Raw genomic sequence first — 25,851 nt, 5'->3', positions numbered from 1 at the left:
AACGCCCTCCTCGGGGGTTTCGCGCCCCTGAAAATCGGTGAAAACTGCTCTTCGACTCGTCGGCGAAAGGGTCTGACTCCAGCCCCGACCCGAAGGATCGAAGGCCGTCACAGTGGCGCGACCGTACCGGATTCTCGCCGGTTTCCTCTCGGCCGGAGCCGTGGACATCGAATGCTACCGGGGCGAGCGTGGAATCGGGCCACCCGTTGCGCTTGTAGCCTGGTGACCATGAGTTCGCCAGAGAGGTCGGTGCCCGACGGCTGCCCCGGAGCGCTGACGACGCATCTGGCCGCGGACGGTCCGCTGGCGCGGGTCCGCCTGCCGGGCGGGGTTTTGCTGCCGGGGCAGATGCAGGTGTTGGCACAGGCCGCCGCGGAGTTGGGTGACGGCACGTTGGAGCTGACCTCGCGGGGCAACATCCAGGTCCGCGCGGTGTCGGACCCGGACGACTTCGCGACCAGGTTGGCCGATGCAGGGCTGCTTCCGTCGTCGACTCACGAGCGAGTGCGCAACATCCTCGCCTCCCCACTGTCGGGCCGGGTGGGCGGTCTCACCGATGTGCGTGCCCTGGTCGGTGGGCTGGACGAGGGCCTGCGTGCGCGACCCGATCTGGCCGACCTGCCGGGTAGGACGCTGTTCGCTCTCGACGACGGCCGAGGCGACCTGTGCGGACTGGAACCGGATTTCGGTGCCTACGCCCAGTCCGACGGGTCCTACGCGGTGCTGTTGGCGGGCCGGGACAGCGGCGTTCGCGTGGACCGCGACGGCGTCGTGTCGACGCTGCTGGACTGCGCAGGTGCCTTCGTGGAGCTGCGGCAGTCCCAGTGGCGGGTGGCCGAATTGGACGACGGACCGGCCCGGATCGTCGACCGCCTCGGGCTCTCGGCCGGCCCCGTGGTGTCGATGCCCGCGCCCGTGGAGGTGCCACCGATCGGATGGCTCGACCAGGACGACGGCCTGGTGGCGCTGGCTGCGGGATTGGCCAACGGCGTGCTCGGGGCGCGGCTCGCCGAGTTCCTCGCGGCCATCGACCGCCCGCTGATCATGACCCCGTGGCGATCGCTGATCGTGTGTGATCTGGACGAGGAACCGGCCGGACAGGTCGTCCGCGTACTCGCCCCGATGGGACTGATCTTCGACGCGGCATCACCGTGGATTCGCGTCAGCTCGTGCACCGGATCGCCGGGGTGCGAGAAGTCGTTGGCCGACGTACGAGCCGACCTCTCCGCGGCAGTCGATGCCCGGATGACTCCGCGCGACGAGCGGCAACACTGGTCCGGGTGCGAACGGCGGTGCGGACGACCCAAGGGCGAAGTGACCGACGTCATCGCGACAGGAATCGGCTACCGCGTGTCCTGAGTCGGTGCCTGCGCCGGAGGTGCGACCGGCTTTCTGCTGAGGGGTCCCTCTCCCCTATCGTGAAACGCATGCACGACTACGTCCGCGACGGCGCGGAGATCTACCGACAATCGTTCGCGACCATCCGTGCCGAAGCAGATCTGTCTCGGTTCTCACCGGACGTTGCGCAGGTCGTCGTGCGCATGATTCACGCGGTCGGAGAGATCGATCTGACCGAGACCATCGGGTACACCCCAGCCGTCGTGACCTCCGCTCGCGCGGCACTGAACGCGGGCGCGCCGATTCTGTGCGACGCCAACATGGTCGCCGCAGGCATCACTCGTCGCCGACTGCCCGCCGACAACGAGGTGCTGTGCACGCTGTCCGATCCTCGGGTACCGGATTTGGCGAAAAGGATGGGCACCACGAGAACTGCTGCGGCGCTGGAGTTGTGGGGCGACAAGCTCGACGGTGCCGTCGTAGCGATCGGCAATGCACCGACGGCGCTCTTTCACCTGATGGAGATGCTGGCTGCCGGAGCGCCGAAGCCTGCGGCCATCGTCGGCGGCCCGGTCGGTTTCATCGGAGCAGCGGAGTCCAAGGAAGATCTGATCGCTGCCGACCTCGGCGTGGAGTACCTGGTCGTTCGAGGCAGACGTGGTGGCAGCCCCATCACCGTCGCGGCCGTCAATGCCATTGCGAGTGAACAGGAATGAGTACTACCGGAAAACTGTGGGGAGTCGGCGTCGGTCCCGGAGACCCGGAGCTGTTGACCGTCAAGGCCGCTCGCGTGATCGCCGAGGCCGATGTGGTTGCTTTCCACAGTGCACAGCACGGTCGCAGCATCTCCCGCGGACTGGCGGCCGGGTACATGCGGGACGGGCAGCTCGAGGAACATCTCGTCTATCCGGTGACCACAGAGGCCACGGCGCATCCCGGCGGATATCAGGGTGCGATCGACGAGTTCTACGAATCCGCTGCCGCACGGCTGGCAACCCATCTGGACGCCGGACGCTCCGTAGTACTTCTCGCCGAGGGCGATCCGCTGTTCTACAGCTCCTACATGCACATGCACAAACGGTTGGCCGACCGCTTCGATGTCGAGGTCGTGCCCGGCGTGACGTCGGTCAGCGCGGCCTCGGCCGCGCTGGCAACTCCGCTCGTGGAGCGAGACGAAGTGTTCACCGTGCTTCCCGGCACACTGCCCGCAGACGAACTCACGCGTCGACTGCGCGGCACCGACGCGGCTGTCATCATGAAACTGGGCCGGACCTACCCGACGGTGCTCGAGGCACTCGAGCGTTCCGGCCGCCTCGACGAGGCGCGCTACGTGGAACGCGCCAGCACGTCCCAGCAGCGAATACTCGACGCCGCCGACGCCGACAACGTGCCGTACTTCTCGATGATCGTCGTGCCGAGCCCGTCCAACCGAGCCGAAACACCCACCGGCACCGGAGAAGTGGTCGTCGTCGGCCTCGGCCCCGGCGACGACGCATGGACGACCGACGAGGTGCGCGCCGAACTCGCCGCCGCCACCGATCTGGTCGGCTATGTCACCTACATCGATCGGGTACCGCCGAGGCCCGGGCAGATTCGGCACGCCAGTGACAACAAGGTCGAGTCCGAACGAGCGGCGTTCGCACTCGATCTCGCCAAGCAGGGCCGACGGGTAGCGGTGGTCTCCTCGGGCGATCCGGGTGTGTTCGCGATGGCCACCGCCGTGATCGAAGTGGCAGCCGAGCAGCAGTGGAACTCGGTACCGGTGCGGGTGGTGCCCGGAATGACGGCCGCCAACGCCGTCGCCAGTCGAGTGGGTGCACCACTGGGTCACGACTACGCGGTCGTCTCCCTCTCCGACCGCCTCAAGCCCTGGGACGTCGTCGCAGCGCGGCTCTCGGCTGTCGCAGGAGCCGACATGGCGATCGCGATCTACAACCCGGCGTCCAAGTCACGTACCTGGCAGGTTGCGGCAATGAAAGAGCTTCTGCTCGAGCATCGTTCGCCGCACACCCCCGTGGTCATCGGACGCGCAGTGGGCGGCCCGCAGGAATCCGTTCGTACCGTGACGCTCGGCGAACTCGACCCGGAGTCGATCGACATGCGGTGCCTGCTCATCATCGGATCGTCGATGACGACGGTGGTGGAGACGGGAAGCGGGCCGAAGGTGTTCACGTCCAGGCGCTACCCATCAGCAGGCAGCGCATAGCGATTCGTCAACCAGTCCACGGCCGCGGCGACCGCGTGCACGGTCGGTGCCGCAGTAGGTGATGCTGGACGGTCGACCATCAGCACCGGGATCGAGGCTGCACGTGCCGCATCGAGTTTGGCTCGCGTCATGTCGCCGCCGCTGTTCTTGGTGATCAACAGGTCGATTCGGTTGTCTGCGAGCATCATCGACTCGTGGTGGACGTCGAAGGGCCCACGGCTCAGTTGCAGTGACATGTGCGGCGGCACCGGACCTGTCGGAGGGTCGATCGCCCTGACCAGAAACCACGAGTGATCGACACTTGCGAAATGGTGAACACCCTGCCTGCCTGTCGTGAGGAACACCCGGCTGCCGGGGGTGATCGCCGACGCCGCGTCGGGCAACGAGGAAACCGAGGTCCATCGATCACCCTCGCCCGCGGTCCACGGTGGCCGCGTCAGCACCAGGAGCGCGACCGACGCTGCCCGAGTGGCCTGTTCGGCGTGCGCCGCGATGGTGGAGGCGAACGGGTGTGTCGCGTCCACCACCACGTCGATCGTGTTGTCTCGCAGCCACACTGCAAGGGCATCCGGACCCCCGAAGCCGCCGATTCGCGTCGGCCCGACGGGCAGTATCGGCTCGGCGACCCGGCCGGCCAGCGAGGTGATCGTCTCGATCCCCTGCACCGTGCCCAGAGCGGCCGCGAGTGCCCGCGACTCCGTCGTACCACCGAGAATCAGGACTTTCACCGTTTGGTCGCACTCCATTGTGTGACCGGCAGCTGCGGTCTCCACGTCGTGAACGCGCCCAGCGGTTCACCACGATAGATCTGGAACCTGCGGAGCTCTCCGCCGTACTTCGCGGCAGCGGTCAGCAACAACGAATCCGATTCGGCGGTCACCGAATTGGCTACCACTCGTCCGCCGGTGCGCACCGCGGCCCAACACGCTTCGAGCATGTCGGTGCCGGTCAACCCACCACCGATGAACACCGCATCCGGTGCCGCGTCTGCGTCCGCGACCACCGCGAAACTCTCCGGGGCACCGCCGTACACCACGAGGCCCGGAACTCCCAGATGCAGTGCATTGGTCTCGATCTGCTCACGGCGCGCCTGCGAACTCTCGAACGTCACTGCACGACAGGATTCGTCGGTCCGCATCCATTCGATGGCAATTGTTCCCGATCCGCCCCCGATGTCCCACAACAGCTCTCCGGGCCCTGGCGCCAACGCGCTGAGTGTCAGTGCTCGAACTTCCCGCTTGGTCATCTGACCGTCCCCGGTGTACGCGGAATCGGCCAGGCCGGGAATGCGGGTGTGGCGGGCAGCGTCGGGATCTCGGACGCACAGCAGTGCAACGACATTGAGTGGGTCGACGCTCTCGAACGTCGACTCTCGCGCAATCCCGCCGACGATGCGCTCGGCCGGTCCGCCGAGCTGTTCGAGGACCGTCATCTCGCTCGCTCCGAAACCGTTGGCGGACAGCACCACCGCGATCTCACCCGGCGTGCTGCTGCCCCGGCTCAACACCAGTATCCGACGACCGTCGGCCAATTCGGGCAACACCGTCTCGGCCGGACTGTTCACCAGTGACACCGTCGTGGTGTGGTGGAGCGCCCAGCCCAACCGGGCACACGCCAACGACACCGAGGACGGGGCCGGATGCACCCTCAAGCGCTCGGCACCGAACTCCCGCGCCAGCGTCACCCCGATGCCATGGAACATCGGATCCCCACTGGCCAGCACGCACACGCGAGAACCTGCGCAGGCGTCGATCATCGGCCGCAGATTCGGCACCAACGGACTGGGCCATGTCCTGGTCTCGGTGCAGTGCTCCCGTACCCCCGCGACCTGGCGAGCGGAGCCGAACACCACATCTGCTTGCTCGACGGCCGTGCGGGAACCGAGAGACAGTCCGTCCCAACCGTCAGCACCGATTCCCACGACCACGATCGGAGTGGGCTCGGGTGCCACCATCAGCGCGGCATTCTGCGCCAGAGCCATTGCGGCAGTAGACGCATGGCGAAGAACACCGGTCGCAGAGTCCCAGGTATCCACACGCTGGCCCGACGCTTGCGCAGCGCCGCGACGACGCTTTCGGCGACCTGATCCGGCGTACTCGACATGGGTGCCGGTGTCATCCCGTCGGTCATGGAACCGATGACGAATCCGGGACGTGCGAGCAGGAGATGCACCCCGCTGCCGTGCAGTGAGTCGCTCAGTCCGCTGGCGAACCCGTCGAGACCGGCCTTCGCGGATCCGTACACGTAGTTGGCGCGTCGCACTCGAACACCCGCGACCGACGAGAACACGACCAGGTCGCCACTCCCCTGTGCTCGCAGCAGTGTCGAGGCGTGGGTCAGCACCGAAACCTGAGCCAGGAAGTCGGTGGTGATGACGTCGAGAGCGTGCTGCGCGTCGTCCTCGGCACGCGCTTGATCCCCGAGGATCCCGAACGCCAGCACCACGATCCCGATAGGACCGTGTCGCTCGGCAACCCGGCCGAGAAGCTCGGCGTGAGTGTCCATCGCGTTCGCGTCGAACTCGACGGTGTGGACGGCGTCCGCGCCCGCCTGCTGCACTCGTCGTTGCTGGGCATCGAGGTCGGTGCTGCGCCGAGCGGCCAGTACGACGGTGCGCCCCGACGCGAGTCGGGTAGCGACCTCGAGTCCGATCTCGCTGCGACCGCCCAACAGCAACAGCGTTCCGGCCGCGGGTTCTCCTCGTCTGCTCACGCCGACCAGTCTTGCCGATGAAATCGCATTCACTACAGTCGGGGCATGGCCGCAATCCCCGCAGACGCGACTGCCCTCGCCGACGACGCATTCGAATTCCTTGCCGAGCGGCACCTGGCCACTCTGACGACACTGCGACCCGACGGAACTCCGCACGTCGTCGCCGTCGGCTTCACCTACGATGCCGAATCCCGATGTGCTCGGGTCATCACCAACGACGTGTCGCAGAAGGCGATCAACGCCGGTCGCGGCGCCTACGCCGCGGTCACTCAGATCGACGGCGCCCGCTGGCTGACGTTGGAGGGGCCCGCGTCGGTGCGAAACGACCGTGAATCGGTCGTCGATGCGGAGAACCGCTATGCGCAGCGCTACCGCGTACCCAGGGAGAACCCCACCCGGGTCGTCATCGAGATACAGGTGCAGCGCGTGCTGGGTAGCCGTTCGCTGCTGAATCGCTGACGAGAGCCACCTCCTCGACCCTCACGCCCAGGGTAGGACGGTCAGGTTCGGCCATTCGGTGATCCACCGAGCAGCCTTCGCCTCGTACACGTGCTGCATCGGTAACCGCGGGTTCGGCCGCACGATTCCCGCGAAGAGATCGTCGAATCCGTGCGGTGCGTACACGACGTCCGTTCCGCCCTCGTCGGTGGTGATGCCGAAGCAGCACGTGGTGGAGACGAAATGATCGATCGCATCCTCGGTACTTCGGTACGGCGCGATCGCAGAGCCGAAATGCTGCTCGTACCACAGGTGTACGCGCGCCTCGTTGCGTACTTCGACGTCCACACCGAGGTCGGCGAACACCGAGGCCGCGGACTCGATCACCTCGTTCTCCGCTTCGTAGGACAGATCGGAGTCGTCGAAGTAGAAGAAGTCGTAGTCCCGGATACCCGCACGAAGATCCCGACCGGCCAGGTGATTCCACACCGTCTGGAAGAGGCCACCCGCCGTCAGATACCACCCGGGCAGCCCGAGCTGCGGTGCGCGTCGAAGAATCTCGCCGACAGCGGGATTGGATCGAACGATCGAGACGAAGTCGGTCTCGTCCGGTGGCGTCACACCGGCAGGACGGCCAGACCGTGCGGCCTGAGGTTGACCGACTCGCACCCGTCTGCGGTGACCACGACGATGTCCTCGATGCGTGCACCCCACCGTCCGCGGAAGTAGATTCCCGGCTCGATGCTGAACGCCATCCCTTCGGTCAGCGTGATGTCGTTACCCGCAACGATGTACGGCTCCTCGTGTACCGACAGGCCGATCCCGTGACCGGTGCGGTGGAGGAACGCCTCCCCCAGACCGGCGTCGACCAGGACGGCGCGGGCGGCCGCATCGATGGACTGCGCCGTGACACCGGGCACCACCGCATCGACAGCTGCCTGCTGGGCCCGCTCCAGTACCGCGTACTGCTCGGCGATCTCCGCCTGCGGCTCGCCGAGACTGTAGGTCCGGGTCGAGTCGGAGTTGTATCCCGGTGCGACGGGTCCCCCGATGTCGATCACCACGATGTCGCCCGCCTCGACGACTCGATCGGATACCTCGTGATGCGGATCGGCACCGTGAGGCCCGGATCCGACGATGATGAATTCCGGTGCTGTGTGGCCTTCTTCGACGATCGCGGCCGCGATGTCCGACGCGATCTGAGCTTCCGTGCGGCCTACTCGAAGCCATTCACCCATCCGGGCGTGCACGCGGTCGATGGCGTGACCGGCGCGCCGCAACGCGTCGATCTCGGCTGCATCCTTGACCATACGAAGTTCGCGCAGCACGTCCGTGGCCAGTACAGGGACCGTGCCGAAGACACCGGCCAGCGGCACGAAATGCAGGGCGGGCATGGCGTCGGCGACGGCTGTTCTCGTTCCGCCGGGAACAGCGGCCGACACCAGTGCGTACGGATCCACACCGTCGACCCAGTCGACGAGCGTCAGAGACAGCTCCTGAGCCGCGGAATCACCCAGCGCGGCGAGCTCGAGCCGCGGAACGACGACCGTGGGGGTGCTGCCGTCCGCCGGAACCACCAGAGCGATGAGACGCTCGAACGAGCTGGCCTTCGAGCCGATCAGGTACTGCAGATCCGGACCCGGCGTGATCAACAGGGCATCCAAGCCCGCTTCCGACGTCAGGCGAGCCGCGCGGGCGAGCCTGGACGCATAGACATCGCTGGAGAAACGTGAGGAACTGACCGAAGAATCGACACTCATACCTTCAGGCTAATGCCGTACGGCAAGATGAGCGCCATGACCGCCCCCGGAAAGTCTCCGTTGCTGCTCCTCGACGGTGCGAGCCTGTGGTTCAGGGCTTACTACGCACTGCCCGAGTCGATTACGGCCCCAGACGGGCGACCCGTCAATGCCGTTCGCGGCTTCCTCGACATGATCTCGGCGTTGATCGCGCGCACCGAACCCAGCCGACTGGCCGTGTGTCTCGATCTGGACTGGCGGCCACAGTTCCGCGTCGATCTCGTGCCGTCCTACAAGGCGCACCGTGTGGCCGAGGCTGCCCCGGAGGTCGCCGAGAGCGAAGAAGTTCCGGAAACGCTGACACCGCAGGTGGACATGATCATGGATGTGCTCGCCGCATTGGGGATCGCGACCGCGGGCGCAGACGGTCTCGAAGCCGACGACGTGCTGGGGACCCTGGCCGCGCGCGAGCGTCAGGACCCCGTGGTCGTGGTCAGTGGAGACCGAGACCTGCTTCAGGTTGCCGCCGACGAGCCGAACGAGGTGCGCGTTCTCTACGTGGGACGTGGGCTGGCCAAAGCCGAATTGTTCGATCCCGCACTGGTTTCCGAGCGCTACGGGGTGCCATTTCATCGAGCGGGTGCGGCGTACGCGGAACTCGCCTTGCTGCGCGGCGATGCCTCCGACGGCCTGCCCGGCGTCAAAGGTATCGGGGAGAAGACGGCATCGAGCCTGATGATGACCTACGAATCCGTCGGTGCGTTGCGCGCTGCGGCACTCGACCCGTCGTCGGACATGGCCAAGGGCATCCGAGCGAAGCTGGCCAATGCCGGCGACTACCTGGACGCGGCGCTGCCCGTCGTCCGGGTTGTCACCGACGCCGATGTGGTCCTGTCGAAGTCCGACGAGCTTCCGGCCGAGCCCGCCGATCTCGACGCGCTGAACACGCTCGCAGAGACCCTCGGTATCGAGAACGCCGTGGCCCGCCTCGTCGCTGCGATGGCGGCCACGGCGTCGACGACCTGACCGAGTGACCGAAACGGGTCTACTTGGGTAGAGAGACCTCGTAGTTGGCGTCGTCGTCGAGGAAGGTCAACGTCACCGTCTTGAAAGCACCGTCGACCGTCAGGGTGCAATCGACACTGGTCCGGGCCTTGACCTCGATGTCCTGGGGACAGGACACACCGGAGACGTCGGACGCACCGTAGGACTCGGTGACGACCGTGCGAATGCCCTCCTCTGCCGCCGCAGTATCGAGGGTGGTCGTGCGTCCGAACGCGAAGAACGACACCACAGCGATCACCGCGATTACTGCGACCACGGCACCTGCGATGATCAGGGGCGTCTTCGACTTGGCCCCGGGCTGCCCGGGCCCCTGCTGATTCGGATATTGCTGGTTGGGATATTGCTGGTTGGGATTCCAAGGCTGCTGTGGTTGCTGACCGTATTGCCCTGGCCCGTATTGCCCACTACCGAATTGCTGTGGTGCGTAGGGGTTCTGGTATGCCGCATCGCCCGATGCAGGCGCGCCGGCACCGGGATAGGGTGCGCCGTACTGCTGACCGGCGGGGTACTGCGCGGTGGGGTTCTGTCCCTGGGGATAGCCGCCCTGCGCGTTCGGGGCCTGGGGGTACTGCCCCTGCGGATAGCCGGCGGGTGGGTATTGGCCTTGGGGGTATTGGCCCTGAGGGTATTGCCCTTGGGGGTACTGCCCCTGAGGGTATTGGCCCTGAGGGTACTGGCCGCCGGGCTGCTGTGGGCTCTGCCCGTACGCCGTCTGGCCGGGTTCGCCGTAGGGCGCGGCCGGCGGCTGTCCGTACTGACCCCACGCCGAAGGCGTCGGAGTCTGTGACTCGGCCGAAGAACCACCAGGCTGCGTCTCCGGCGTGTCTTTCGCGGCGCCGTCCTGCTGATCGGGCTTGCGCGACCAGCTGTTGTCCGGATCGTTCGGACCGTATGGGCCGCTCATCTCGCCTCCACTGAAAATTCGGATTCGTCGGGGGTACAGTAACCCGCCCGTACGACTCGCCGCTGTACCGACCCGGCAGTCGGATTCGGTCCCGTCATGCGGCATCGACCGCGACCACGCCGCGGCGGAGAGCTGCGATCGCCCGCGCCGCAGTTCGCGACAGTTCCGGCTCCGGGGCAGCGAGCCGAACCTGATCCAACAGGTCGATCACCTGCCGACACCAACGCACGAAGTCTCCACCCGAGAGTGCTTTGCCGTTGTCACCCGCTGTGACGAGAGCATCGACCAACGAATGGTTCGACGCCCACTTGTAGATCGCCTTCACGAAGCCCATGTCGGGTTCTCTCGTCGGGGGAAGCTTGTGCCGAACTTCGTCGGACCGCAGCTCGTGCCACACCCGCACGGTCTCGGTCAGCGCGTGTCGAATCGGACCCGTCGGACCGTGCGGAGTGATGTCACCCTCCGACCTGGACTCGTAGACCACAGCCGAGACCACGGCCGCCAGTTCCGCCGGAGAAAGGCCCTGCCACAGGCCGCCGCGCAAGCACTCGGCGACCAGCAGATCGGACTCGGAATAGATCCGACTCAGCCGCGCGCCGTCGTCGGTGACCTTCGGATCCTTGCCTGCCGTCACGTAACCGCGGTCGGCGAGCAAGGCCAGGATGCGGTCGAAGGTCCGGGCGAGGGAGTTCGTCGTCGCCGATACCTTCTGCCGCATCGTTTCGGTCTCTCGCGCCAACCGGTTGTATCGCTCACCGGTGCGGCCGAGCACGTCGCGGTCGGGGCGCGCGTGCACCGGATGCGATCGGATGGCTCGTCGAAGGGTGGCCAGTTCCTTGTCGTCCGCTGCGGTCGATTTGCGTCGGATGCGGTCCGACGGCTGCGAGATTCCGCGCGTCACCAGGGCGGTTGCGAGGTCTCGCCTGGTCTTCGCCGTGCGATGGTCGACAAAACGGGGCAGCCGCATGGTGCCCAGAGGTGTGGCAGGAGAAGGGAAGTCCGCTGCCGAGAGTCGGCCGGCCCACTTGTCCTCGGTCAGTACGAGCGGACGCGGATCGGCTCGGTCGTCATCGGGCTCGAGAACCACGGCAAGGCCGCTGCGGCGACCGGTCGGCACCGAGATCACGTCGCCGCGGCGCAGTGCGCGCAGCGAATCGACTGCCTTGTCTCGCCGATCGGATCTGTTCTGGCGTTCGAGGGTCTTCTCGCGATCCTTCAGTCGTTCGCGCAGCCGCGCATACTCGAAGTACTCCCCGTCGGGGCCGCCGAGGCGTGCACCGAGCGCCTCCAGCGTCTGCATGTTCTTCTCGATACCGCGAACCATCCCGACGACGGAGCGGTCGGCCTGGAACTGTGCGAACGACCTTTCGAGCAACAGACGTGAATCGGCTGCACCGAACTGCTCGATCAGGTTGATCGACATGTTGTACGCCGGCGCGAACGAACTGCGCAGCGGGAACGTACGGGTCGACGCCAGACCCGCGACCTCGGTCGGCTCCGTGCCCGGCTGCCACAGCACGACGGCATGTCCTTCGACATCGATGCCGCGGCGTCCGGCCCGGCCGGTCAGCTGGGTGTACTCCCCCGGCGTCAACTCGGCGTGTGTCTCACCGTTGAACTTGACCAGCTTCTCGAGCACGACGGTTCGGGCAGGCATGTTGATCCCGAGAGCCAACGTCTCGGTGGCGAACACCGCCCGGACCAGGCCCTTGACGAACAACTCCTCGACGGTGTGCCGGAAGACCGGCAACATCCCGGCGTGATGGGCGGCGAATCCGCGCTCGAGTGCGTCGCGCCACTCCCAGAAACCCAGAACCTCCAGGTCCTCGCGCGGCAGCTCCGAGGTGTGCTTCTCGACGATGTACCGAATCTCCTCCGCCTGCTCGGGCGTGGTCAGCACCAGCCGCGAACGCATGCACTGGGTCAGAGCGCCGTCGCACCCGGCGCGGCTGAAGATGAAGGTGATCGCAGGGAGCAGACCCTCTTCGTCGAGCTTGGCTATCACATCGGGACGGGCCAGCGGGCGGTTGTTCGCGCCACTGCCATGGCCGCCACCTCGACCGCCGCCGCCTGACCGACCGCCGCGGCCTCTGCTGTGTGGAGCGTGCCAGCGGTCCATCGAGTCGAGGGACTGACGCTGTTTGACGTGCCGGACGAGTTCCCGATCGACGACGATCTTCTGGCTGCCGTCGGCAGACTGGGCTCGCGTGTCGAACAGATCGAACAATCGGCGGCCCACCATGATGTGCTGCGAGAGGGGCACCGGGCGGTTCTCGTCCACCACGACGGAGGTGTCACCGCGAACCGTGCTCATCCAGGCACCGAACTCCTCGGCGTTGCTCACCGTTGCCGACAGGCTGACCAGTCGAACGTCGTCGGACAGGTGCAGGATGACCTCTTCCCACACCGCGCCTCGGAAACGGTCGGCCAGGTAGTGCACCTCGTCCATGACGACGTGCGAGAGGCCCCGCAACGCGTCCGATGATGCGTAGAGCATGTTGCGCAGCACTTCGGTCGTCATGATGACGATGGGGGCATCGGGGTTGATCGACGAGTCTCCGGTCAGCAGCCCGACCGTGTCGCGCCCGTACCGCGCGGTCAGCTCGGCGAACTTCTGGTTGCTCAGCGCCTTGATCGGGGTGGTGTAGAAGCACTTACGTCCCGCGGCGAGCGCCAGGTGCACCGCGAACTCGCCGATGACGGTCTTGCCGGCACCGGTGGGGGCACAGACCAGAACGCCGTGGCCGTTCTCCAGAGCAGTACATGCATCGACCTGGAACCGATCGAGCGGGAAACCGAGTTCGGCCGAGAAGCGTTGCAGCTGAGTAGGTTTCGGACTCAGCTGGACGTCCGCCGTAGTCTCCGTCATGCGCTGGTCCCAACGAAGCGGCCGGAATCAGATGGTGTCGTCGTACTGTGACTGGGTGCGGGTCGCAGCACCGAATCCGCTGGGCGGCGGTGTCGGAGCGACAGCGTGTGGGGACTCGATCGTACTTGCGCCTTCGATACGTGTTGCTTCGTCATCTGACACATCACCCCATTCGTCTCTTCTCTTGCGCAACTTACGCTTGTCGTGAATCCGCGCAATCTGCACTGCCATCTCGAAGAGAACCGTCAACGCCAAGGCCAAGGCCAGCATCGAGAACGGGTCCTGCCCCGGAGTTGCGATGGCCGCGAAGACGAACAGCCCGAAGATGAGACCTCGACGCCATGCCTTGAGTCGCTCGTAGGTGAGTACGCCGACAAAATTCAGGGCGACGACCAGCAACGGAATCTCGAAACTGACGCCGAAGATGATGAGGAGGTTGATCAGGAATCCGAAGTACTGATCGCCGCTCAGGGCAGTGATCTGCACGTTGTCACCGATGGAGAGCAGGAAGTGCAGGCCTTTGGCGACCACGAAGTAGGCCAGGACGGCTCCGGCGACGAAAAGCGCTGCCGCTGCGGAGACGAACGACACCGCGTGTCGACGTTCGTTGGCGTACAGGCCCGGCGTGATGAACGCCCAGATCTGATACAGCCAGATGGGGCAGGCCAGCACGACACCGGCGGTGAACGCGACCTTGAATCGCAACAGGAACTGATCGAACGGTCCGGTCGCCAACAGACGACACTGGTCGTCGTTGCTCAGATTCGCGCGAAGGCTGGGATCGAGCGTGCAGTAGGGACCCCGTAGGAGGTCGCCGAGGCTCTCGACGCCGAAGATGGTGTGCGAGTACCAGAAGAACCCGAAAGCAGTCGTCACTGCAACTGCTACCAACGACCACAGGAGCCGGGTTCGCAGCTCGTACAGGTGATCGACCAACGACATGGTGCCGTCGGGATTGACTCGGCGCTTGCTACGCCGCGGATCGAACGGAATGCGCATGGTGTTCTACGGTCAGCCTTCTTCGGTCGGACGGCGGCGGAGGGCCGTCACCGACAGCAGTGAACCTTCGGTGCCACTTGGCACCGAAGGTGTGCTGAGCGGCCGTGCGCTCAGGCAGACTTGGCGTCGTGCTGGGTCTCGCTGTTCGGCTGCACGACGGGCGCAGGCGAGGGCAGCTGTGCGGGAGCGGTCGGCTGCTGTGCCGTCGCAGTGTCGGCGTCCGACTTGCCGTCGTTCTGCATCTCCTTCACCTCGCTCTTGAAGATGCGCAACGACCGGCCGAGTCCGCGAGCAGCCTCGGGCAGCTTCTTGGAACCGAACAGAATGATGACGACCACCGCAACGATGGCCCAGTGCCAGGGACTGGTGAATCCCATGCGAACCTCCTACAGATCAGATGAATCGAGCGTACCCGACCGCGGGTACCGCCTCCGGCAGCGGCGGCCGCGGGTTTGCCCCGCGTTCATGTGGCGACGGTGCCGTCCACGCCGGTGGCGTCGAGCTCGGCGTACGCATCCAGGGCCGAACGCGCTCGGTCGCGGACGGAGTTCACCAAGGATTCAGGTGCCAGTACCGTGACGCCGCCGCCGAAGCCCAACGTCAACCGAGTCATCCACTGCAGCGTCGCGAACCGCATCGTGACCACTATCGACCCGTCCGCATCCGCAGCGACCTGTGTCATCGGGTAGTAGTCCAGGATCCAGGTGAAGGCAGGCGACACCTTCAGCCGCGCCTGCGACAGCGAGGGATCGTCGTTGAAGATCTCGAAGGCGTCCTCGTCCTGCACCGATTCCGGCGGCGCGGCCGGTTCGTCGAGCTCGGTGGCCGAGTCGATGCGGTCGAACCGGAACAGTCGAACTCCCTCGGCGCTTCGGCACCACGCCTGCACGTAGCTGTGGTCGTCGACGACCACCGTCCTGATCGGGTCGACGGTTCGCTCGGTGACGACATCCCGCGACGCGGAGTAGTAGGTCAGTTCCAACGCGTGCCGGTGACGCAGGGCAGATCGGACGGTACTCGAGACCGGGCCCTCCTCTGCACCTGCTCCGTCGTGATCGGACGAAAGTGGCACGTTGGCCGCCGCCGAGCCTGCTGCGGTCTCGATCTTCGCGATCGCTCGCTGAGCGGCGGACGGGTCGACCATGCCGGGCATCGACGTCAGAGATCGAAGCGCAACCAACAGAGCCGTCGCCTCGGTCGACGTCAGGCGTAGCGGTCGATCGATCCCGGCCGAGAACGTCACGTCGATGCTCTCCTCGGAGAACGACAGATCGATCAGATCACCCGGGCCGTAGCCGGGCAGACCGCACATCCAGAGCTGATTGAGATCGGCCATCAGCGTCGCCGTCGACACCCCCAGCTCCCGCGCGGCCTCCTCGGCGCTCAACCCGGGATTCGCCATGAAGAACGGCACCATGTTGAGCAACCTGGCCAGCCGAACCGACAGTCGCGCGCTCATCGCTCGTTCTCCACGTCGGCCGCTGTCTGCAGGGTCGAGATCACGTCTGCGCGCAGCTCGGCGGGTTCGAGTACCACCGCATCCGCTCCGTGACCTGCGATCAACCGCGAGATCCAATCCCAGGACCGCACGGGAACCTCGACGACAGTGCCGCTGCGGGTACCGAGGCTCTGCACGCCGACCACCGTTCCCATCCTGCGCAATTCCAGCGCCCTTCCGTCGTGCAGCCATACCCGGGCCGTGCCCGATACCGAGGACGTACCCGCGACTCGACGGACGATGTCCTGCAGATCGACGCCGTCGGGCCTGCGGACGCTCTGCGGGGTGCCGAACGACTTGACCTCGTCGCCGATTCGGGAGAGGCGAAACGTGCGGGTGTCGTTGCGGTCCACGTCGTGTCCCACCAGATACCAGCGACCGCGAAACGTCACGACACCCCAGGGCTGGACGGTTCTGGTGGTGAACGGCTCGGTCAACGACGGGCGGTGTTGGAACCGCACCGACTTGCCGTCGTCGATCGCGGCCAGCAAGGCTCCCAGCGCAGGTTCGGAGCCGCGAGTGCGTGCGGGAACCGCGGTCACCGACGCGGCGGACTCGTTCTGGTCGACCTGAATTCCCGCGGCTCGGAGTTTGAGCAACGCACTCTGTGCCGCGGAGGTGAGTTCGGGCGACTCCCACAGCTTGACGGCGACCGCGACGGCGGCCGATTCCTCGCTGGTGAGGTCGATGTCGGGCAGTTCGTAGGCATCGCGGTTGATGCGATAGCCCTCGACGCCACCGAATCTGGTGGCGGTACCGGTCTCCAACGGGACACCGAGGTCACGCAGTTCGTTCTTGTCCCGCTCGAACATCCTGCTGAACGCTTCGTGGCTGGTGGAGTCGTCGTATCCGGCAACGCTCTCGCGGATCCACTCCGCGGTGAGGAACTGACGTGTCGACAGCAGACAGATGACCAGATTCATCAGGCGTTCGACTTTGGTGGTGGCCACGACAGTCGAGCCTAGTTGCTCGTGGGTGGCCGCAGCGGTAACGACCCGACTGCGTCGGGCACTACATCGACGCGATCAGCCTCTCCACTCGCTCGTCGACCGAGCGGAACGGATCCTTGCAGAGCACGGTTCGCTGAGCCTGATCGTTGAGCTTGAGGTGCACCCAGTCGACCGTGAAGTCGCGACCTGCCTCCTGGGCGGCCGTGATGAATTCTCCGCGCAGCTTGGCTCGGGTAGTCTGGGGCGGCAGGTCCACGGCCTCGTCGATCTGTTCGTCCTCGGTGACGCGCTTGGCCAACCCCTTGCGCTGCAACAGGTCGAACACTCCCCGGCCGCGCTTGATGTCGTGGTAAGCCAGGTCCAACTGAGCGATCTTGGGATCGGACAGCTCCATCGAGTACCGGTCTTGGTAACGCTGGAACAGTTTGCGCTTGATGACCCAGTCGATCTCGGTGTCCACCTTCGCGAAATCCTGGGTCTCGATGGCGTCGAGCGTTCGTCCCCACAGGTCGACGACCTGTTCCACCTGAGTGTTCGGCTCGCGCGTCTTGAGGTGCTCGACGGCTCGTGCGTAGTACTCGCGCTGAATGTCGAGGGCGCTGGCCTGTCGTCCCCCGGCCAGTCGAACGGGACGCCGTCCGGTGAGATCGTGACTGACCTCGCGGATGGCGCGAATCGGATTGTCCAATGCGAAATCTCGGAAGGACACACCCGCCTCGATCATTTCGAGAACGAGGGCTGCCGTTCCGACCTTGAGCATCGTCGACGTCTCGGCCATGTTCGAGTCGCCCACGATGACGTGCAGGCGGCGGTACTTCTCGGCGTCGGCGTGCGGTTCGTCGCGAGTGTTGATGATCGGCCGGGAACGAGTGGTTGCCGAGGAGACGCCTTCCCAGATGTGCTCGGCGCGCTGCGACAGGCAGAACGTCGCAGCCTTCGGCGTCTGGAGTACCTTGCCTGCGCCACAGATCAACTGGCGCGTGACCAGGAACGGCAGCAGCACGTCCGAGATTCGGGAGAACTCACCGGCACGCTGGACGAGGAAGTTCTCGTGGCAGCCGTAGGAGTTTCCCGCCGAGTCGGTGTTGTTCTTGAACAGATAGATATCGCCCCCGATGCCCTCTTCTGCCAGGCGCTGCTCGGCGTCTATGAGCAGGTCTTCCAAGACCCGCTCGCCGGCGCGGTCATGGGTGACCAACTGCAGCAGACTGTCGCACTCGGCGGTGGCGTACTCGGGGTGCGAGCCCACGTCGAGGTACAGGCGGGCACCGTTGCGAAGGAACACATTCGAGCTGCGACCCCACGAGACGACTCGGCGAAACAGATAGCGAGCCACTTCGTCCGGACTCAGCCGTCGATGTCCGTGGAAAGTACATGTGACACCGAACTCTGTCTCGATGCCCATAATTCGTCGCTGCACACTTCGACACTACAACGCAACCCTCGAAACGATGTGTCGGAGCGCCCCGATGTCGTCCGTCCGTGAAGATGCCGTCGCACGTGCCTAGGCTGGGCGTCATGACTTCCACGCGCACCTCGATCTCGACGACCGTTCACGCGTGGGATCTGTCCCTGGTTGCTCGAAGTGCCGCCCTGCGGCAGAGCAGAGCTGACGGCGGCCTGCGCGCACTGAGTAACGCCGCCGACCACGGTCGTCTGTGGCTCGGCGCGGCCGCACTTCTCGTGGCTGCAGGTGGCCCGGCCCGACGCGGCGGCGTTCGGGGTCTCGTGGCGCTGGCGGGTGCGAGCTCGGTGGCGAACGGGCTGCTCAAACCGCTGTTCCCAAGGACTCGTCCCGATTCCGAGTCGGTTCCCGTCCTGCGCCAGGTCCTGGCTCCGCCGGTGTCGTCGTCGTTTCCCTCCGGGCATTCGGCGTCGGCGGCTGCGTTCGTCACGGCGGTGGCGATCGAATCCCCGGTGGCGGGCGCGCTGCTGGCACCCGTCGCGGCCGCGGTGTGTTATTCGCGGGTCCACGTCGGGGTGCATTGGCCGACGGACGTCATCGCCGGTGCCGCTCTCGGCTCGGCCATCGCATTGTCCACCCGTCGCTGGTGGGCCGTGCGGTCGGAAAAGCCCGCCGATCTGGGCTCCCCGGCCGAGGTCGAGCCACTGCACGGCGGCCGGGGGCTGCTGGTGCTGGTCAATCCGGGTTCGGGCGACGATTCGGAAGCGGTGCCCGATGCGATCCGTCGAGCACTTCCCGACGCCGATCTGTTCGTGCCCGATCCCGATCAGGACTTCAACGAGCAACTGGAGCAGCGGATTCGAAGCACGTCTCCGCGCGCCCTCGGTGTCTGCGGTGGCGACGGCACGGTGGTCAGTGTTGCCGCATCGGCGGTGCGGAACGGCTTGCCGCTCGCAGCATTTCCGGGTGGCACCCTCAACCACTTCGCTCGCGACACCGGGCTGACCGTCGTGGAGGACACTGCTGCTGCCGTCGAAGCGGGCACCGCCGAACTGGTGGACATCGCCGAGGTGTCCGTCGACGGCCGCAGCGTGTCGTTCGTCAACACCGCCACATTCGGTGGCTACCCCGACTCGGTGCGGCTGCGTCAGAAGCTGCAGCGCCGAATCGGCAAATGGCCGGCCGCCGCGATCGCGATGACGAGGGTGCTGGCTGCTGCCGAACCGCTGAACATCCGGCTCGACGGCACCAGGCACTCGGTCTGGATGCTGTTCGTCGGTAACGGCAACTACGTACCGACAGACCAGGTCCCCATGTCTCGCAGCAGCATTCACACCGGAACGCTCGATGTTCGGTTTCTGCCGTCGGAGCCGAAGGCATCCAGGACCAGACTGCTGTGTGCAACGTTGACCGGCACCCTCGGCTCGTCGCCCGCCTACGTCCGTCGAGCGGTGAAGAAGCTGACCGTCGAGGTGGAGGGTGCCGCCGTCGCGCTCGCGGCCGACGGCGAAGTGGTGGGCGACGGAACGTCGTTCGAGTTCACCAGTGACAAGAACGGCCTCGCGCTCTACCGGAAGCGGTAGCGCACGAGGCCGTACGAGTGTGGGGACCGACCGTCAGGAAGGCGGTGCACCCTCGGTGTCGGGTACCGTCTCGACCGCCGCAGTCGGCGTCGGCAACATGTCCTCCAACGCGGCTCCGGCAATGCGTCTGAACGCTCGTCGCGGCCGCCCCTGGTCCAGCACCGCAACCTCGAGCGCCGACACCTCGAGAACCTTCTTCTCCGGCTCGCCGCCCGCCGCAGGCGGTGTCGCCGGACCTGCCGTGAGTGCGTCGACGGCGACACGAACCGCGTCGGCGAGATCGAGCCCGGAGCGGTACGTGTCCTTCAGTGCAGCCACGATCGGCTCGGTCGTCCCGCCCATGACGACGAAATCCTGCTCGTCGACGATGGATCCGTCGTAGGTGATGCGGTAGAGCTGCGTCGCGATCGGCTCGTCCTGATGCGACACCTCCGCGACACAGATCTCGACCTCGTACGGTTTGAGCTGCTCGGTGAAGATCGTGCCGAGTGCCTGCGCATACGTCTTGGCGAGCGAACGGCCGGTCACGTCACGCCGATCGTAGGTGTATCCCTTGATGTCGGCGTGCTGAATACCGGCCTTGCGCAGGTTCTCGAACTCGTTGTACTTGCCCACGGCTGCGAAGCCGATCCGGTCGTAGAGTTCGCTCACCTTGTGCAACGCTGTCGAACGGTTCTCGGCCACGAACAGGACCCCGTCCGCGTACGTCAGCACGATGACGCTGCGGCCGCGGCCGATTCCCTTGCGCGCCAACTCCGAACGATCGCGCATGATCTGTTCGGCAGATGCGTAGTACGGCATCGTCATGGTGCGCTACCCCCTTCGCTCACTTGTTGGCCGGCCCGGGTGTGATGCTCGGCGCCGCCGGAATGCGCTGCACTCTCGGTTCGCTCCGCGAGGACGGACCGAGCTGCAGCCGAAATTCGCTCGTGCGCAACATCGTCCGCCCCGACGCTGGTGATGGCGACGGCCGTCGGGTAGATCCCGCGGGTGACGTCGGGACCACCGGTGGCCGAATCGTCGTCGGCGGCGTCGTACAGCGATTCCACCGCCGCACGTATCGCCTCCTCCTCGGTCATTCCGGGGCGATAGAGCTTCTTGAGCGCGGACTTGGCGAACAGCGATCCCGATCCCACCGCGTGGTAGCCCGAACGCTCCTCGTAGCGCCCACCGACCACGTCGTAGGACACGATCCGTCCGGCTCGATCCGGATCCGAGATGTCGATGTCGAATCCGACCAGCAACGGGACGGCGGCGAGCCCCTGCATCGCGGCACCGAGGTTGCTTCGCACCATCGACGACAGCTTGTTGGCCTTGCCGTTGAACGTGAGCGGCACGCCTTCGATCTTCTCGTAGTGCTCGAGTTCGACGGCGAAGAGCCGTACCAGTTCGATCGCGATGCCTGCCGTCCCGGCGATGCCCGCAGCGGAGTAGTCGTCGGTGACGTAGACCTTCTGCATGTCGCGATTGGCGATCAGATTGCCTTGCGTGGCACGCCGATCACCGGCGATCAGAACTCCGCCCGCGTAGGTCAGTGCGACGATCGTCGTCCCATGCGGAGCGATGCCGGACTTGTCCGAGCCGCCGTTCGCGGTGTGAGACGCCAGATCCGCTGCGATACCGCTCTCGGGCAACAGATGAGGGGCGTGCTGACGCAGGTAATCGGAGAACGACGAGCTGCTGGACCCGAAGGGGATCGCCGTGCCGTCGCCGACCGACCGCGGGTCCGAACGATCCACCGTCACTGGCCGCCCTTCTGAACGTAGGCGCGGACGAAGTCCTCGGCGTTTTCCTCGAGCACGTCGTCGATCTCGTCGAGAAGGTCGTCGGTCTCCTCGGCCAGCTTCTCGCGTCGTTCCTGACCACCGGCTCCGGTGTCGCCGGGAACCTCATCGTCGTCGCCGCCGCCAGAGCGCCGTGTCTGCTCCTGTGCCATAGTCGCCGACCTCCTCCGTATATCGAGAAAACAGATCTACTGCACTCTCACCGGTCGATTCCAGGTGCACCGTCGTGGATGTGCAAGTGCAACCGAACGTTCCGCCGAAAGTGCACGGACCTTTACCCTACCGACAGACCGACTCCGCCGGTTGGCAAGACACCGCGAATAGTCGGCACCGGTTCTCGGGTGCGTCAGTTGGTGAGCTGATCGACGAGTTCTGCGGCGCTGTCGACCGACTCGAGCAGTGCCCCGACGTGCGCTTTGGTGCCTCTGAGCGGCTCGAGGGTCGGGATGCGAACGAGGGAGTCGCCGCCGAGATCGAAGATGACCGAGTCCCAGCTCGCTGCAGCGATGTCGGCCCCGAACTTGCGTAGGCACTCGCCGCGGAAGTACGCCCTCGTATCGTCCGGCGGGGTGCCGACGGCATCGAGCACCTGCTGCTCGGTGACCAGTCGATCCATCGACCCACGAGCAACCAGCCGGTTGTAGAGTCCTTTGTCCAGCCGCACATCGGAGTACTGCAGGTCGACCAGATGCAGCCGCGGAGCCGACCACCCGAGCCCCTCCCGCTGGCGGAACCCTTCGAGCAGGCGCAGTTTCGCCGGCCAGTCCAGCAGATGTGCGCACTCCATCGGATCTCGTTCGAGAAGGTCGAGAACCATGGCCCACTTGTCGAGCACGTCCAGTGCGCGCGCATCGTCGCTGCCCTCGGCAGCCACGAATTTCGCAACGCGCTGGTGGTAGATCCGCTGCAGCGCAAGACCCGTCAGTTCGCGGCCGTCGGCGAGAGCGACGGCCTTGCGCAGCGTCGGATCGTGGCTGATCTGATGGACTGCGGTCACCGGCCTGGCCAGCTGCAGATCGGACAGGTCGACCCCCGCTTCGATGAGGTCGAGCACGAGCGCTGTGGTGCCGACCTTGAGGTAGGTCGACATCTCGGCGAGATTCGCGTCGCCGATGATGCAGTGCAGGCGGCGGTACTTGTCCGCATCCGCGTGCGGTTCGTCGCGCGTGTTGATGATGCCGCGCTTGAGGGTGGTCTCCAGGCCCACCTCCACCTCGATGTAGTCCGCCCGCTGCGAGAGCTGGAAGCCCGCTTCGTCACCGGACTGGCCGATTCCGACGCGTCCCGACCCGGTGATGACCTGCCGCGAGGCGAAGAACGGCGACAGACCGGCGACGACGGCCGAGAACGGTGTCTCGCGCGACATCAGGTAGTTCTCGTGGGTGCCGTACGACGCACCCTTACCGTCGACGTTGTTCTTGTACAGCTGAAGGCGCGGTGCTCCCGGGACGCTCGACGCATGGCGGGCGGCAGCTTCCATCACGCGTTCGCCTGCTTTGTCCCAGATCACTGCATCCAGCGGGTCACGTACCTCCGGAGCCGAGTACTCGGGGTGAGCGTGATCGACGTACAGGCGAGCACCGTTGGTGAGAATCATGTTGGCTGCGCCGATCTCGTCGGCGTCGATCACCGGCGCGGGGCCGCTGAAGCGTCCGAGGTCGAAGCCGCGAGCGTCACGCAGAGGCGACTCGACCTCGTAATCCCAGCGCGTGCGCTTGGCCCGCGGTACCCCTGCAGCGGCCGCGTAGGCCAACACTGCCTGGGTCGACGTCAGGATCGGATTGGCGGTGGGCTCGGTGGGCGAAGAAATGCCGTACTCGACCTCGATACCGATGATGCGCTGCATGAGTCGAGCCTAGACGGCACCTGGACACAGATCGGGGCGCGCCCTGTGCGGACGCGCCCCGATACTGCTCTGTACAGGATCTACAGGTACTGGCCGGTGTTGGCCTCGGTGTCGATCGCCCGGCTCGCGCTGGCGTTCTTGCCGGTGACCAGCGTGCGGATGTAGACGATCCGCTCGCCCTTCTTGCCGGAGATTCGAGCCCAGTCGTCCGGGTTCGTGGTGTTCGGCAGATCTTCGTTCTCGGCGAACTCGTCGACGATGGAGTCGAACAGGTGCTGAATTCGTAGACCGCCGTTGCCGGTTTCCAGTACCGATTTGATGGCGTACTTCTTCGCGCGGTCGACGATGTTCTGGATCATGGCACCGGAGTTGAAGTCCTTGAAGTACAGAACTTCCTTGTCTCCGTTGGCATACGTGACCTCGAGGAAGCGGTTGTCGTCGCTTTCGGCGTACATGCGCTCGACGACGCGGTCGATCATCCCTCGGATGCACGCAGCGCGGTCTCCACCGAACTCTGCGACATCGTCGGCGTTGACCGGCAGTGAATCGGTCAGGTACTTGGAGAAGATGTCCTGTGCCGATTCGGCGTCGGGCCGCTCGATCTTGATCTTGACGTCCAGGCGACCGGGCCGCAGGATCGCGGGGTCGATCATGTCCTCACGGTTGGAGGCACCGATCACGATGACGTTCTCGAGCCCCTCCACGCCGTCGATCTCGGCGAGCAGCTGCGGAACGACCGTCGTCTCGACGTCGGACGAGACTCCCGAACCACGGGTGCGGAAGATCGAGTCCATCTCGTCGAAGAACACGATGACCGGGGTGCCCTCGGACGCCTTCTCCCGTGCTCGCTGGAAGATCATGCGGATGTGACGTTCGGTCTCGCCGACGAACTTGTTGAGCAGTTCGGGGCCCTTGATGTTGAGGAAGAACGACTTCGCTTCCTTGGCGTCCTGCCCGCGTGCCTCGGCGATCTTCTTGGCCAACGAATTGGCAACAGCCTTGGCGATCAACGTCTTTCCGCAGCCGGGAGGACCGTAGAGCAGAACACCCTTGGGCGGACGCAGCGAGTATTCGCGAAACAGATCCTTGTGCAGGAACGGGAGTTCCACGGCGTCGCGAATCTGCTCGATCTGTCGACCGAGACCACCGATGTCCTCGTACCCGACGTCCGGCACCTCTTCGAGGACCAAGTCCTCCACCTCGGCCTTGGGGACTCGCTCGAAGGCGTAGCCGGCCTTGGTGTCGACGAGCAGGGAATCGCCAGGGCGCAGTTTGCGGGACGGTTCGTCCGGGTCGACGGGAGCCTCGTCGTTGACCATGTCGATCAACGGCTTGGCCAGCCACACGACTCGCTCCTCATCGGCATGACCGACGACGAGTGCCCTCGATCCGTCGCCCAGAAGCTCACGCAGAGTGCTGATCTCGCCGACCTGGTCGAAGGTGCAGGCCTCGACGATGGTCAACGCTTCGTTCAGGCGCACCGTCTGTCCCGGTGCCAGCGAGTCGGCCTCGATGTTGGGTGAGCACGTCAGCCGCATCTTGCGTCCGGAGGTGAACACGTCGACCGTTCCATCGTCGAAGACGCTCAGCAGAACGCCGTAGCCACTCGGTGGTTGGCCGAGGCGGTCCACTTCCTCGCGGAGCGCGATGAGCTGTTGCCTGGCCTCTTTCAGGGTGTCCATCAGCTTCGCGTTGCGGAGCGAGAGCGAATCGACGCGACCTTCGAGTTCGCGTACCTGCTCGGGGGACTCCCCCAGTTGACGGCGCAGTGAAGCAGCTTCGGCTCGCACGGCGTCCAGTTCGGCTCTGGCCGCGGCCACATCCGGATTGTCTGTTGAGCTCATGAGCGACTCCTCCCAGTGACGATCTATCAACGCTACCGGCACCGGCCCGAATGTGCGGACCGACACCACGATCGGGACGGAGAAGCAGTGTGTTCGACCGCACCCGAGCGTCGGTCGAGTTCATGTTAGCCTCACCTGACCAATCAGCGGACCGACCACGGAATCAGGGGCTTCACCAGTGAAGATGCGCATTTTCTCGGCAGGTGTCGCGCTCGCGGCAGCAGTGATGTCGGTAGCCGGGTGCAGCTCGGCCGACGAATCCGATCGGACCGATCACAATTCGACGTCGGCCGCCGAGAGCAGCGCCACGGCAACCGATGCACCCGCCGTCGCGCCGCCGACCTCCGGCGAACTCGAAGCATCTCTGCTGCAGCTGGTGGCCGCGGACGTCGACGCGGCGACGAAGGCGGCCGCGGTCGAGAACGGACAGGCACGCTTGACCAACCTCGAAACGATGACCGCGGCCCTGGCGAACTACGGCGCGATCACCTTCGAGGTGGCCGAACCGACGGTCGAGGGCGAGACATCCACCGCCGACGTCGCTATTGCCACGCCTCAGGGAACGGCAGCTCCGTCCCCGCAGACCTGGGTGCTGATCGACGGCGACTGGAAGCTTTCCGATGCCAGCACCTGCCAGATCCTCGCGATGGGGCAGGCTCCCTGCGCCTAGA

General features: G+C 65.7%; 24 protein-coding genes and 1 riboswitch. Of the genes, 7 read left to right on the top strand and 17 right to left on the bottom strand.

The genetic code is table 11. From position 1 onward, the window contains the following. Window positions 1–70: 70 nt before the first annotated feature. Window positions 71–146, bottom strand: a riboswitch (cobalamin riboswitch). 82 nt (window positions 147–228) lie between these two features. From cobG to ABZ677_RS15145, 3 genes are all read left to right on the top strand, one after another. Further along, a complete protein-coding gene (gene cobG, locus ABZ677_RS15155; protein WP_358370575.1) occupies window positions 229–1,359 on the top strand; it encodes a precorrin-3B synthase in 1,131 nt (376 codons plus the stop codon). A gap of 68 nt (window positions 1,360–1,427) precedes the next feature. Further along, window positions 1,428–2,054, top strand: coding sequence for a precorrin-8X methylmutase (locus tag ABZ677_RS15150; protein ID WP_358370571.1), 627 nt, complete (start codon window positions 1,428–1,430; stop codon window positions 2,052–2,054). Beyond that, complete coding sequence (locus tag ABZ677_RS15145) at window positions 2,051–3,544, top strand: precorrin-2 C(20)-methyltransferase (protein WP_358370569.1); 1,494 nt, start codon at window positions 2,051–2,053, stop codon at window positions 3,542–3,544. The genes ABZ677_RS15150 and ABZ677_RS15145 overlap by 4 nt, the downstream gene beginning before the upstream one ends. On the opposite strand, the gene ABZ677_RS15140 is transcribed toward ABZ677_RS15145, so the two are convergent. The 3 genes from ABZ677_RS15140 to ABZ677_RS15130 are packed head-to-tail and all read right to left on the bottom strand — an operon-like array spanning window position 3,520 to window position 6,256. Then, on the bottom strand, window positions 3,520–4,290 hold the full coding sequence (locus ABZ677_RS15140) for a cobalt-precorrin-6A reductase (protein ID WP_358370566.1): 771 nt from the start codon (window positions 4,288–4,290) through the stop codon (window positions 3,520–3,522). The genes ABZ677_RS15145 and ABZ677_RS15140 overlap by 25 nt on opposite strands. Next, the gene (gene cbiE, locus ABZ677_RS15135; RefSeq protein ID WP_358370564.1) at window positions 4,269–5,525 is read right to left on the bottom strand and encodes a precorrin-6y C5,15-methyltransferase (decarboxylating) subunit CbiE; all 1,257 of its coding nucleotides are present in this window, start codon (window positions 5,523–5,525) and stop codon (window positions 4,269–4,271) included. Before cbiE ends, ABZ677_RS15140 begins: the two co-directional genes overlap by 22 nt. Continuing rightward, window positions 5,498–6,256, bottom strand: a complete 759-nt coding sequence (locus ABZ677_RS15130; RefSeq protein WP_358370561.1) for an SDR family NAD(P)-dependent oxidoreductase — start codon at window positions 6,254–6,256, stop codon at window positions 5,498–5,500. Before ABZ677_RS15130 ends, cbiE begins: the two co-directional genes overlap by 28 nt. A 45-nt stretch (window positions 6,257–6,301) precedes the next feature. On the opposite strand from ABZ677_RS15130, the gene ABZ677_RS15125 reads away from it, so the two are divergent. Continuing rightward, the gene (locus ABZ677_RS15125) at window positions 6,302–6,715 is read left to right on the top strand and encodes a TIGR03618 family F420-dependent PPOX class oxidoreductase (protein ID WP_037189297.1); all 414 of its coding nucleotides are present in this window, start codon (window positions 6,302–6,304) and stop codon (window positions 6,713–6,715) included. A 21-nt stretch (window positions 6,716–6,736) separates the two neighbouring features. Here the strand turns inward: ABZ677_RS15125 and ABZ677_RS15120 are convergent, their stop codons facing one another. Both ABZ677_RS15120 and ABZ677_RS15115 read right to left on the bottom strand, forming a co-directional pair. Continuing rightward, window positions 6,737–7,315 carry a nucleotidyltransferase family protein gene (locus tag ABZ677_RS15120; RefSeq protein ID WP_037189298.1) on the bottom strand — a complete coding sequence of 193 codons (579 nt, stop codon included), beginning with the start codon at window positions 7,313–7,315 and terminating at the stop codon, window positions 6,737–6,739. After that, window positions 7,312–8,454 (bottom strand): Xaa-Pro peptidase family protein, encoded by a 1,143-nt coding sequence (locus ABZ677_RS15115; protein ID WP_358370558.1) that lies wholly within the window; start codon window positions 8,452–8,454, stop codon window positions 7,312–7,314. Before ABZ677_RS15115 ends, ABZ677_RS15120 begins: the two co-directional genes overlap by 4 nt. A 27-nt stretch (window positions 8,455–8,481) precedes the next feature. Here ABZ677_RS15115 and ABZ677_RS15110 point away from each other — a divergent pair, with 27 nt between their 5' ends. Then, a complete protein-coding gene (locus tag ABZ677_RS15110) occupies window positions 8,482–9,459 on the top strand; it encodes a 5'-3' exonuclease (protein WP_358370656.1) in 978 nt (325 codons plus the stop codon). Between the two features lie 19 nt (window positions 9,460–9,478). Here ABZ677_RS15110 and ABZ677_RS15105 read toward each other — a convergent pair whose 3' ends face one another. The 7 genes from ABZ677_RS15105 to pafA form a co-directional block, all read right to left on the bottom strand. Next, entirely contained in the window at window positions 9,479–10,402 is a 924-nt protein-coding gene (locus ABZ677_RS15105) for a DUF4333 domain-containing protein (RefSeq protein ID WP_358370555.1), read from the bottom strand. A gap of 94 nt (window positions 10,403–10,496) precedes the next feature. Further along, window positions 10,497–13,271 (bottom strand): RNA helicase, encoded by a 2,775-nt coding sequence (locus tag ABZ677_RS15100; protein ID WP_358370552.1) that lies wholly within the window; start codon window positions 13,269–13,271, stop codon window positions 10,497–10,499. A 27-nt stretch (window positions 13,272–13,298) separates the two neighbouring features. Beyond that, window positions 13,299–14,270 (bottom strand): twin-arginine translocase subunit TatC, encoded by a 972-nt coding sequence (gene tatC, locus ABZ677_RS15095; RefSeq protein ID WP_037189300.1) that lies wholly within the window; start codon window positions 14,268–14,270, stop codon window positions 13,299–13,301. Between the two features lie 110 nt (window positions 14,271–14,380). Then, window positions 14,381–14,647 (bottom strand): Sec-independent protein translocase subunit TatA, encoded by a 267-nt coding sequence (gene tatA / locus ABZ677_RS15090; protein WP_037189301.1) that lies wholly within the window; start codon window positions 14,645–14,647, stop codon window positions 14,381–14,383. 86 nt (window positions 14,648–14,733) lie between these two features. Beyond that, a complete protein-coding gene (locus ABZ677_RS15085) occupies window positions 14,734–15,729 on the bottom strand; it encodes a YafY family protein (RefSeq protein ID WP_037189302.1) in 996 nt (331 codons plus the stop codon). Beyond that, window positions 15,726–16,718, bottom strand: coding sequence for a YafY family protein (locus ABZ677_RS15080; protein ID WP_037189303.1), 993 nt, complete (start codon window positions 16,716–16,718; stop codon window positions 15,726–15,728). The genes ABZ677_RS15085 and ABZ677_RS15080 overlap by 4 nt, the downstream gene beginning before the upstream one ends. Before the next feature lie 61 nt (window positions 16,719–16,779). Beyond that, window positions 16,780–18,138: a Pup--protein ligase gene (gene pafA, locus ABZ677_RS15075; protein ID WP_170944814.1), complete on the bottom strand. Its 1,359-nt coding sequence runs from the start codon at window positions 18,136–18,138 to the stop codon at window positions 16,780–16,782. 98 nt (window positions 18,139–18,236) lie between these two features. On the opposite strand from pafA, the gene ABZ677_RS15070 reads away from it, so the two are divergent. Then, window positions 18,237–19,706: a bifunctional phosphatase PAP2/diacylglycerol kinase family protein gene (locus ABZ677_RS15070; RefSeq protein WP_037190002.1), complete on the top strand. Its 1,470-nt coding sequence runs from the start codon at window positions 18,237–18,239 to the stop codon at window positions 19,704–19,706. 33 nt (window positions 19,707–19,739) lie between these two features. Here the strand turns inward: ABZ677_RS15070 and prcA are convergent, their stop codons facing one another. The 5 genes from prcA to arc form a co-directional block, all read right to left on the bottom strand. Further along, on the bottom strand, window positions 19,740–20,513 hold the full coding sequence (gene prcA, locus ABZ677_RS15065; protein WP_094634402.1) for a proteasome subunit alpha: 774 nt from the start codon (window positions 20,511–20,513) through the stop codon (window positions 19,740–19,742). Then, window positions 20,510–21,451, bottom strand: coding sequence for a proteasome subunit beta (gene prcB / locus ABZ677_RS15060; RefSeq protein WP_037189305.1), 942 nt, complete (start codon window positions 21,449–21,451; stop codon window positions 20,510–20,512). Before prcB ends, prcA begins: the two co-directional genes overlap by 4 nt. Further along, window positions 21,448–21,642, bottom strand: coding sequence for a ubiquitin-like protein Pup (locus ABZ677_RS15055; RefSeq protein WP_008716348.1), 195 nt, complete (start codon window positions 21,640–21,642; stop codon window positions 21,448–21,450). The genes prcB and ABZ677_RS15055 overlap by 4 nt, the downstream gene beginning before the upstream one ends. A 194-nt stretch (window positions 21,643–21,836) precedes the next feature. Next, entirely contained in the window at window positions 21,837–23,336 is a 1,500-nt protein-coding gene (dop, locus tag ABZ677_RS15050) for a depupylase/deamidase Dop (protein WP_037189306.1), read from the bottom strand. Window positions 23,337–23,416: 80 nt separating this feature from the next. Further along, window positions 23,417–25,180 carry a proteasome ATPase gene (arc, locus tag ABZ677_RS15045; protein WP_358370544.1) on the bottom strand — a complete coding sequence of 588 codons (1,764 nt, stop codon included), beginning with the start codon at window positions 25,178–25,180 and terminating at the stop codon, window positions 23,417–23,419. Window positions 25,181–25,364: 184 nt separating this feature from the next. Between arc and ABZ677_RS15040 the strand changes: the two genes are divergently transcribed. Next, complete coding sequence (locus ABZ677_RS15040) at window positions 25,365–25,850, top strand: hypothetical protein (protein WP_358370653.1); 486 nt, start codon at window positions 25,365–25,367, stop codon at window positions 25,848–25,850. Window position 25,851: the final 1 nt, after the last annotated feature.

Origin of the sequence: Rhodococcus sp. NPDC006774, from assembly GCF_040636045.1 — a bacterium.
Lineage (GTDB): Bacteria > Actinomycetota > Actinomycetes > Mycobacteriales > Mycobacteriaceae > Rhodococcoides.
This window is presented reverse-complemented; position numbering and strand designations above follow the sequence as displayed.

Bases quoted from the DNA above. Each gene is read 5' to 3' on its own strand.
- ABZ677_RS15100 (WP_358370552.1), bottom strand. From the start codon at position 13,271: ATGACGGAGACTACGGCGGACGTCCAGCTGAGTCCGAAACCTACTCAG.
- ABZ677_RS15085 (WP_037189302.1), bottom strand. From the start codon at position 15,729: ATGAGCGCGCGACTGTCGGTTCGGCTGGCCAGGTTGCTCAACATGGTG.
- ABZ677_RS15115 (WP_358370558.1), bottom strand. From the start codon at position 8,454: ATGAGTGTCGATTCTTCGGTCAGTTCCTCACGTTTCTCCAGCGATGTC.
- tatA (WP_037189301.1), bottom strand. From the start codon at position 14,647: ATGGGATTCACCAGTCCCTGGCACTGGGCCATCGTTGCGGTGGTCGTC.
- ABZ677_RS15040 (WP_358370653.1), top strand. From the start codon at position 25,365: ATGCGCATTTTCTCGGCAGGTGTCGCGCTCGCGGCAGCAGTGATGTCG.
- ABZ677_RS15145 (WP_358370569.1), top strand. From the start codon at position 2,051: ATGAGTACTACCGGAAAACTGTGGGGAGTCGGCGTCGGTCCCGGAGAC.
- prcA (WP_094634402.1), bottom strand. From the start codon at position 20,513: ATGACGATGCCGTACTACGCATCTGCCGAACAGATCATGCGCGATCGT.
- ABZ677_RS15140 (WP_358370566.1), bottom strand. From the start codon at position 4,290: ATGGAGTGCGACCAAACGGTGAAAGTCCTGATTCTCGGTGGTACGACG.
- ABZ677_RS15055 (WP_008716348.1), bottom strand. From the start codon at position 21,642: ATGGCACAGGAGCAGACACGGCGCTCTGGCGGCGGCGACGACGATGAG.
- cobG (WP_358370575.1), top strand. From the start codon at position 229: ATGAGTTCGCCAGAGAGGTCGGTGCCCGACGGCTGCCCCGGAGCGCTG.
- ABZ677_RS15150 (WP_358370571.1), top strand. From the start codon at position 1,428: ATGCACGACTACGTCCGCGACGGCGCGGAGATCTACCGACAATCGTTC.
- dop (WP_037189306.1), bottom strand. From the start codon at position 23,336: ATGCAGCGCATCATCGGTATCGAGGTCGAGTACGGCATTTCTTCGCCC.
- ABZ677_RS15110 (WP_358370656.1), top strand. From the start codon at position 8,482: ATGAGCGCCATGACCGCCCCCGGAAAGTCTCCGTTGCTGCTCCTCGAC.
- ABZ677_RS15125 (WP_037189297.1), top strand. From the start codon at position 6,302: ATGGCCGCAATCCCCGCAGACGCGACTGCCCTCGCCGACGACGCATTC.
- ABZ677_RS15105 (WP_358370555.1), bottom strand. From the start codon at position 10,402: ATGAGCGGCCCATACGGTCCGAACGATCCGGACAACAGCTGGTCGCGC.
- tatC (WP_037189300.1), bottom strand. From the start codon at position 14,270: ATGCGCATTCCGTTCGATCCGCGGCGTAGCAAGCGCCGAGTCAATCCC.
- ABZ677_RS15070 (WP_037190002.1), top strand. From the start codon at position 18,237: ATGACTTCCACGCGCACCTCGATCTCGACGACCGTTCACGCGTGGGAT.
- arc (WP_358370544.1), bottom strand. From the start codon at position 25,180: ATGAGCTCAACAGACAATCCGGATGTGGCCGCGGCCAGAGCCGAACTG.
- cbiE (WP_358370564.1), bottom strand. From the start codon at position 5,525: ATGGCTCTGGCGCAGAATGCCGCGCTGATGGTGGCACCCGAGCCCACT.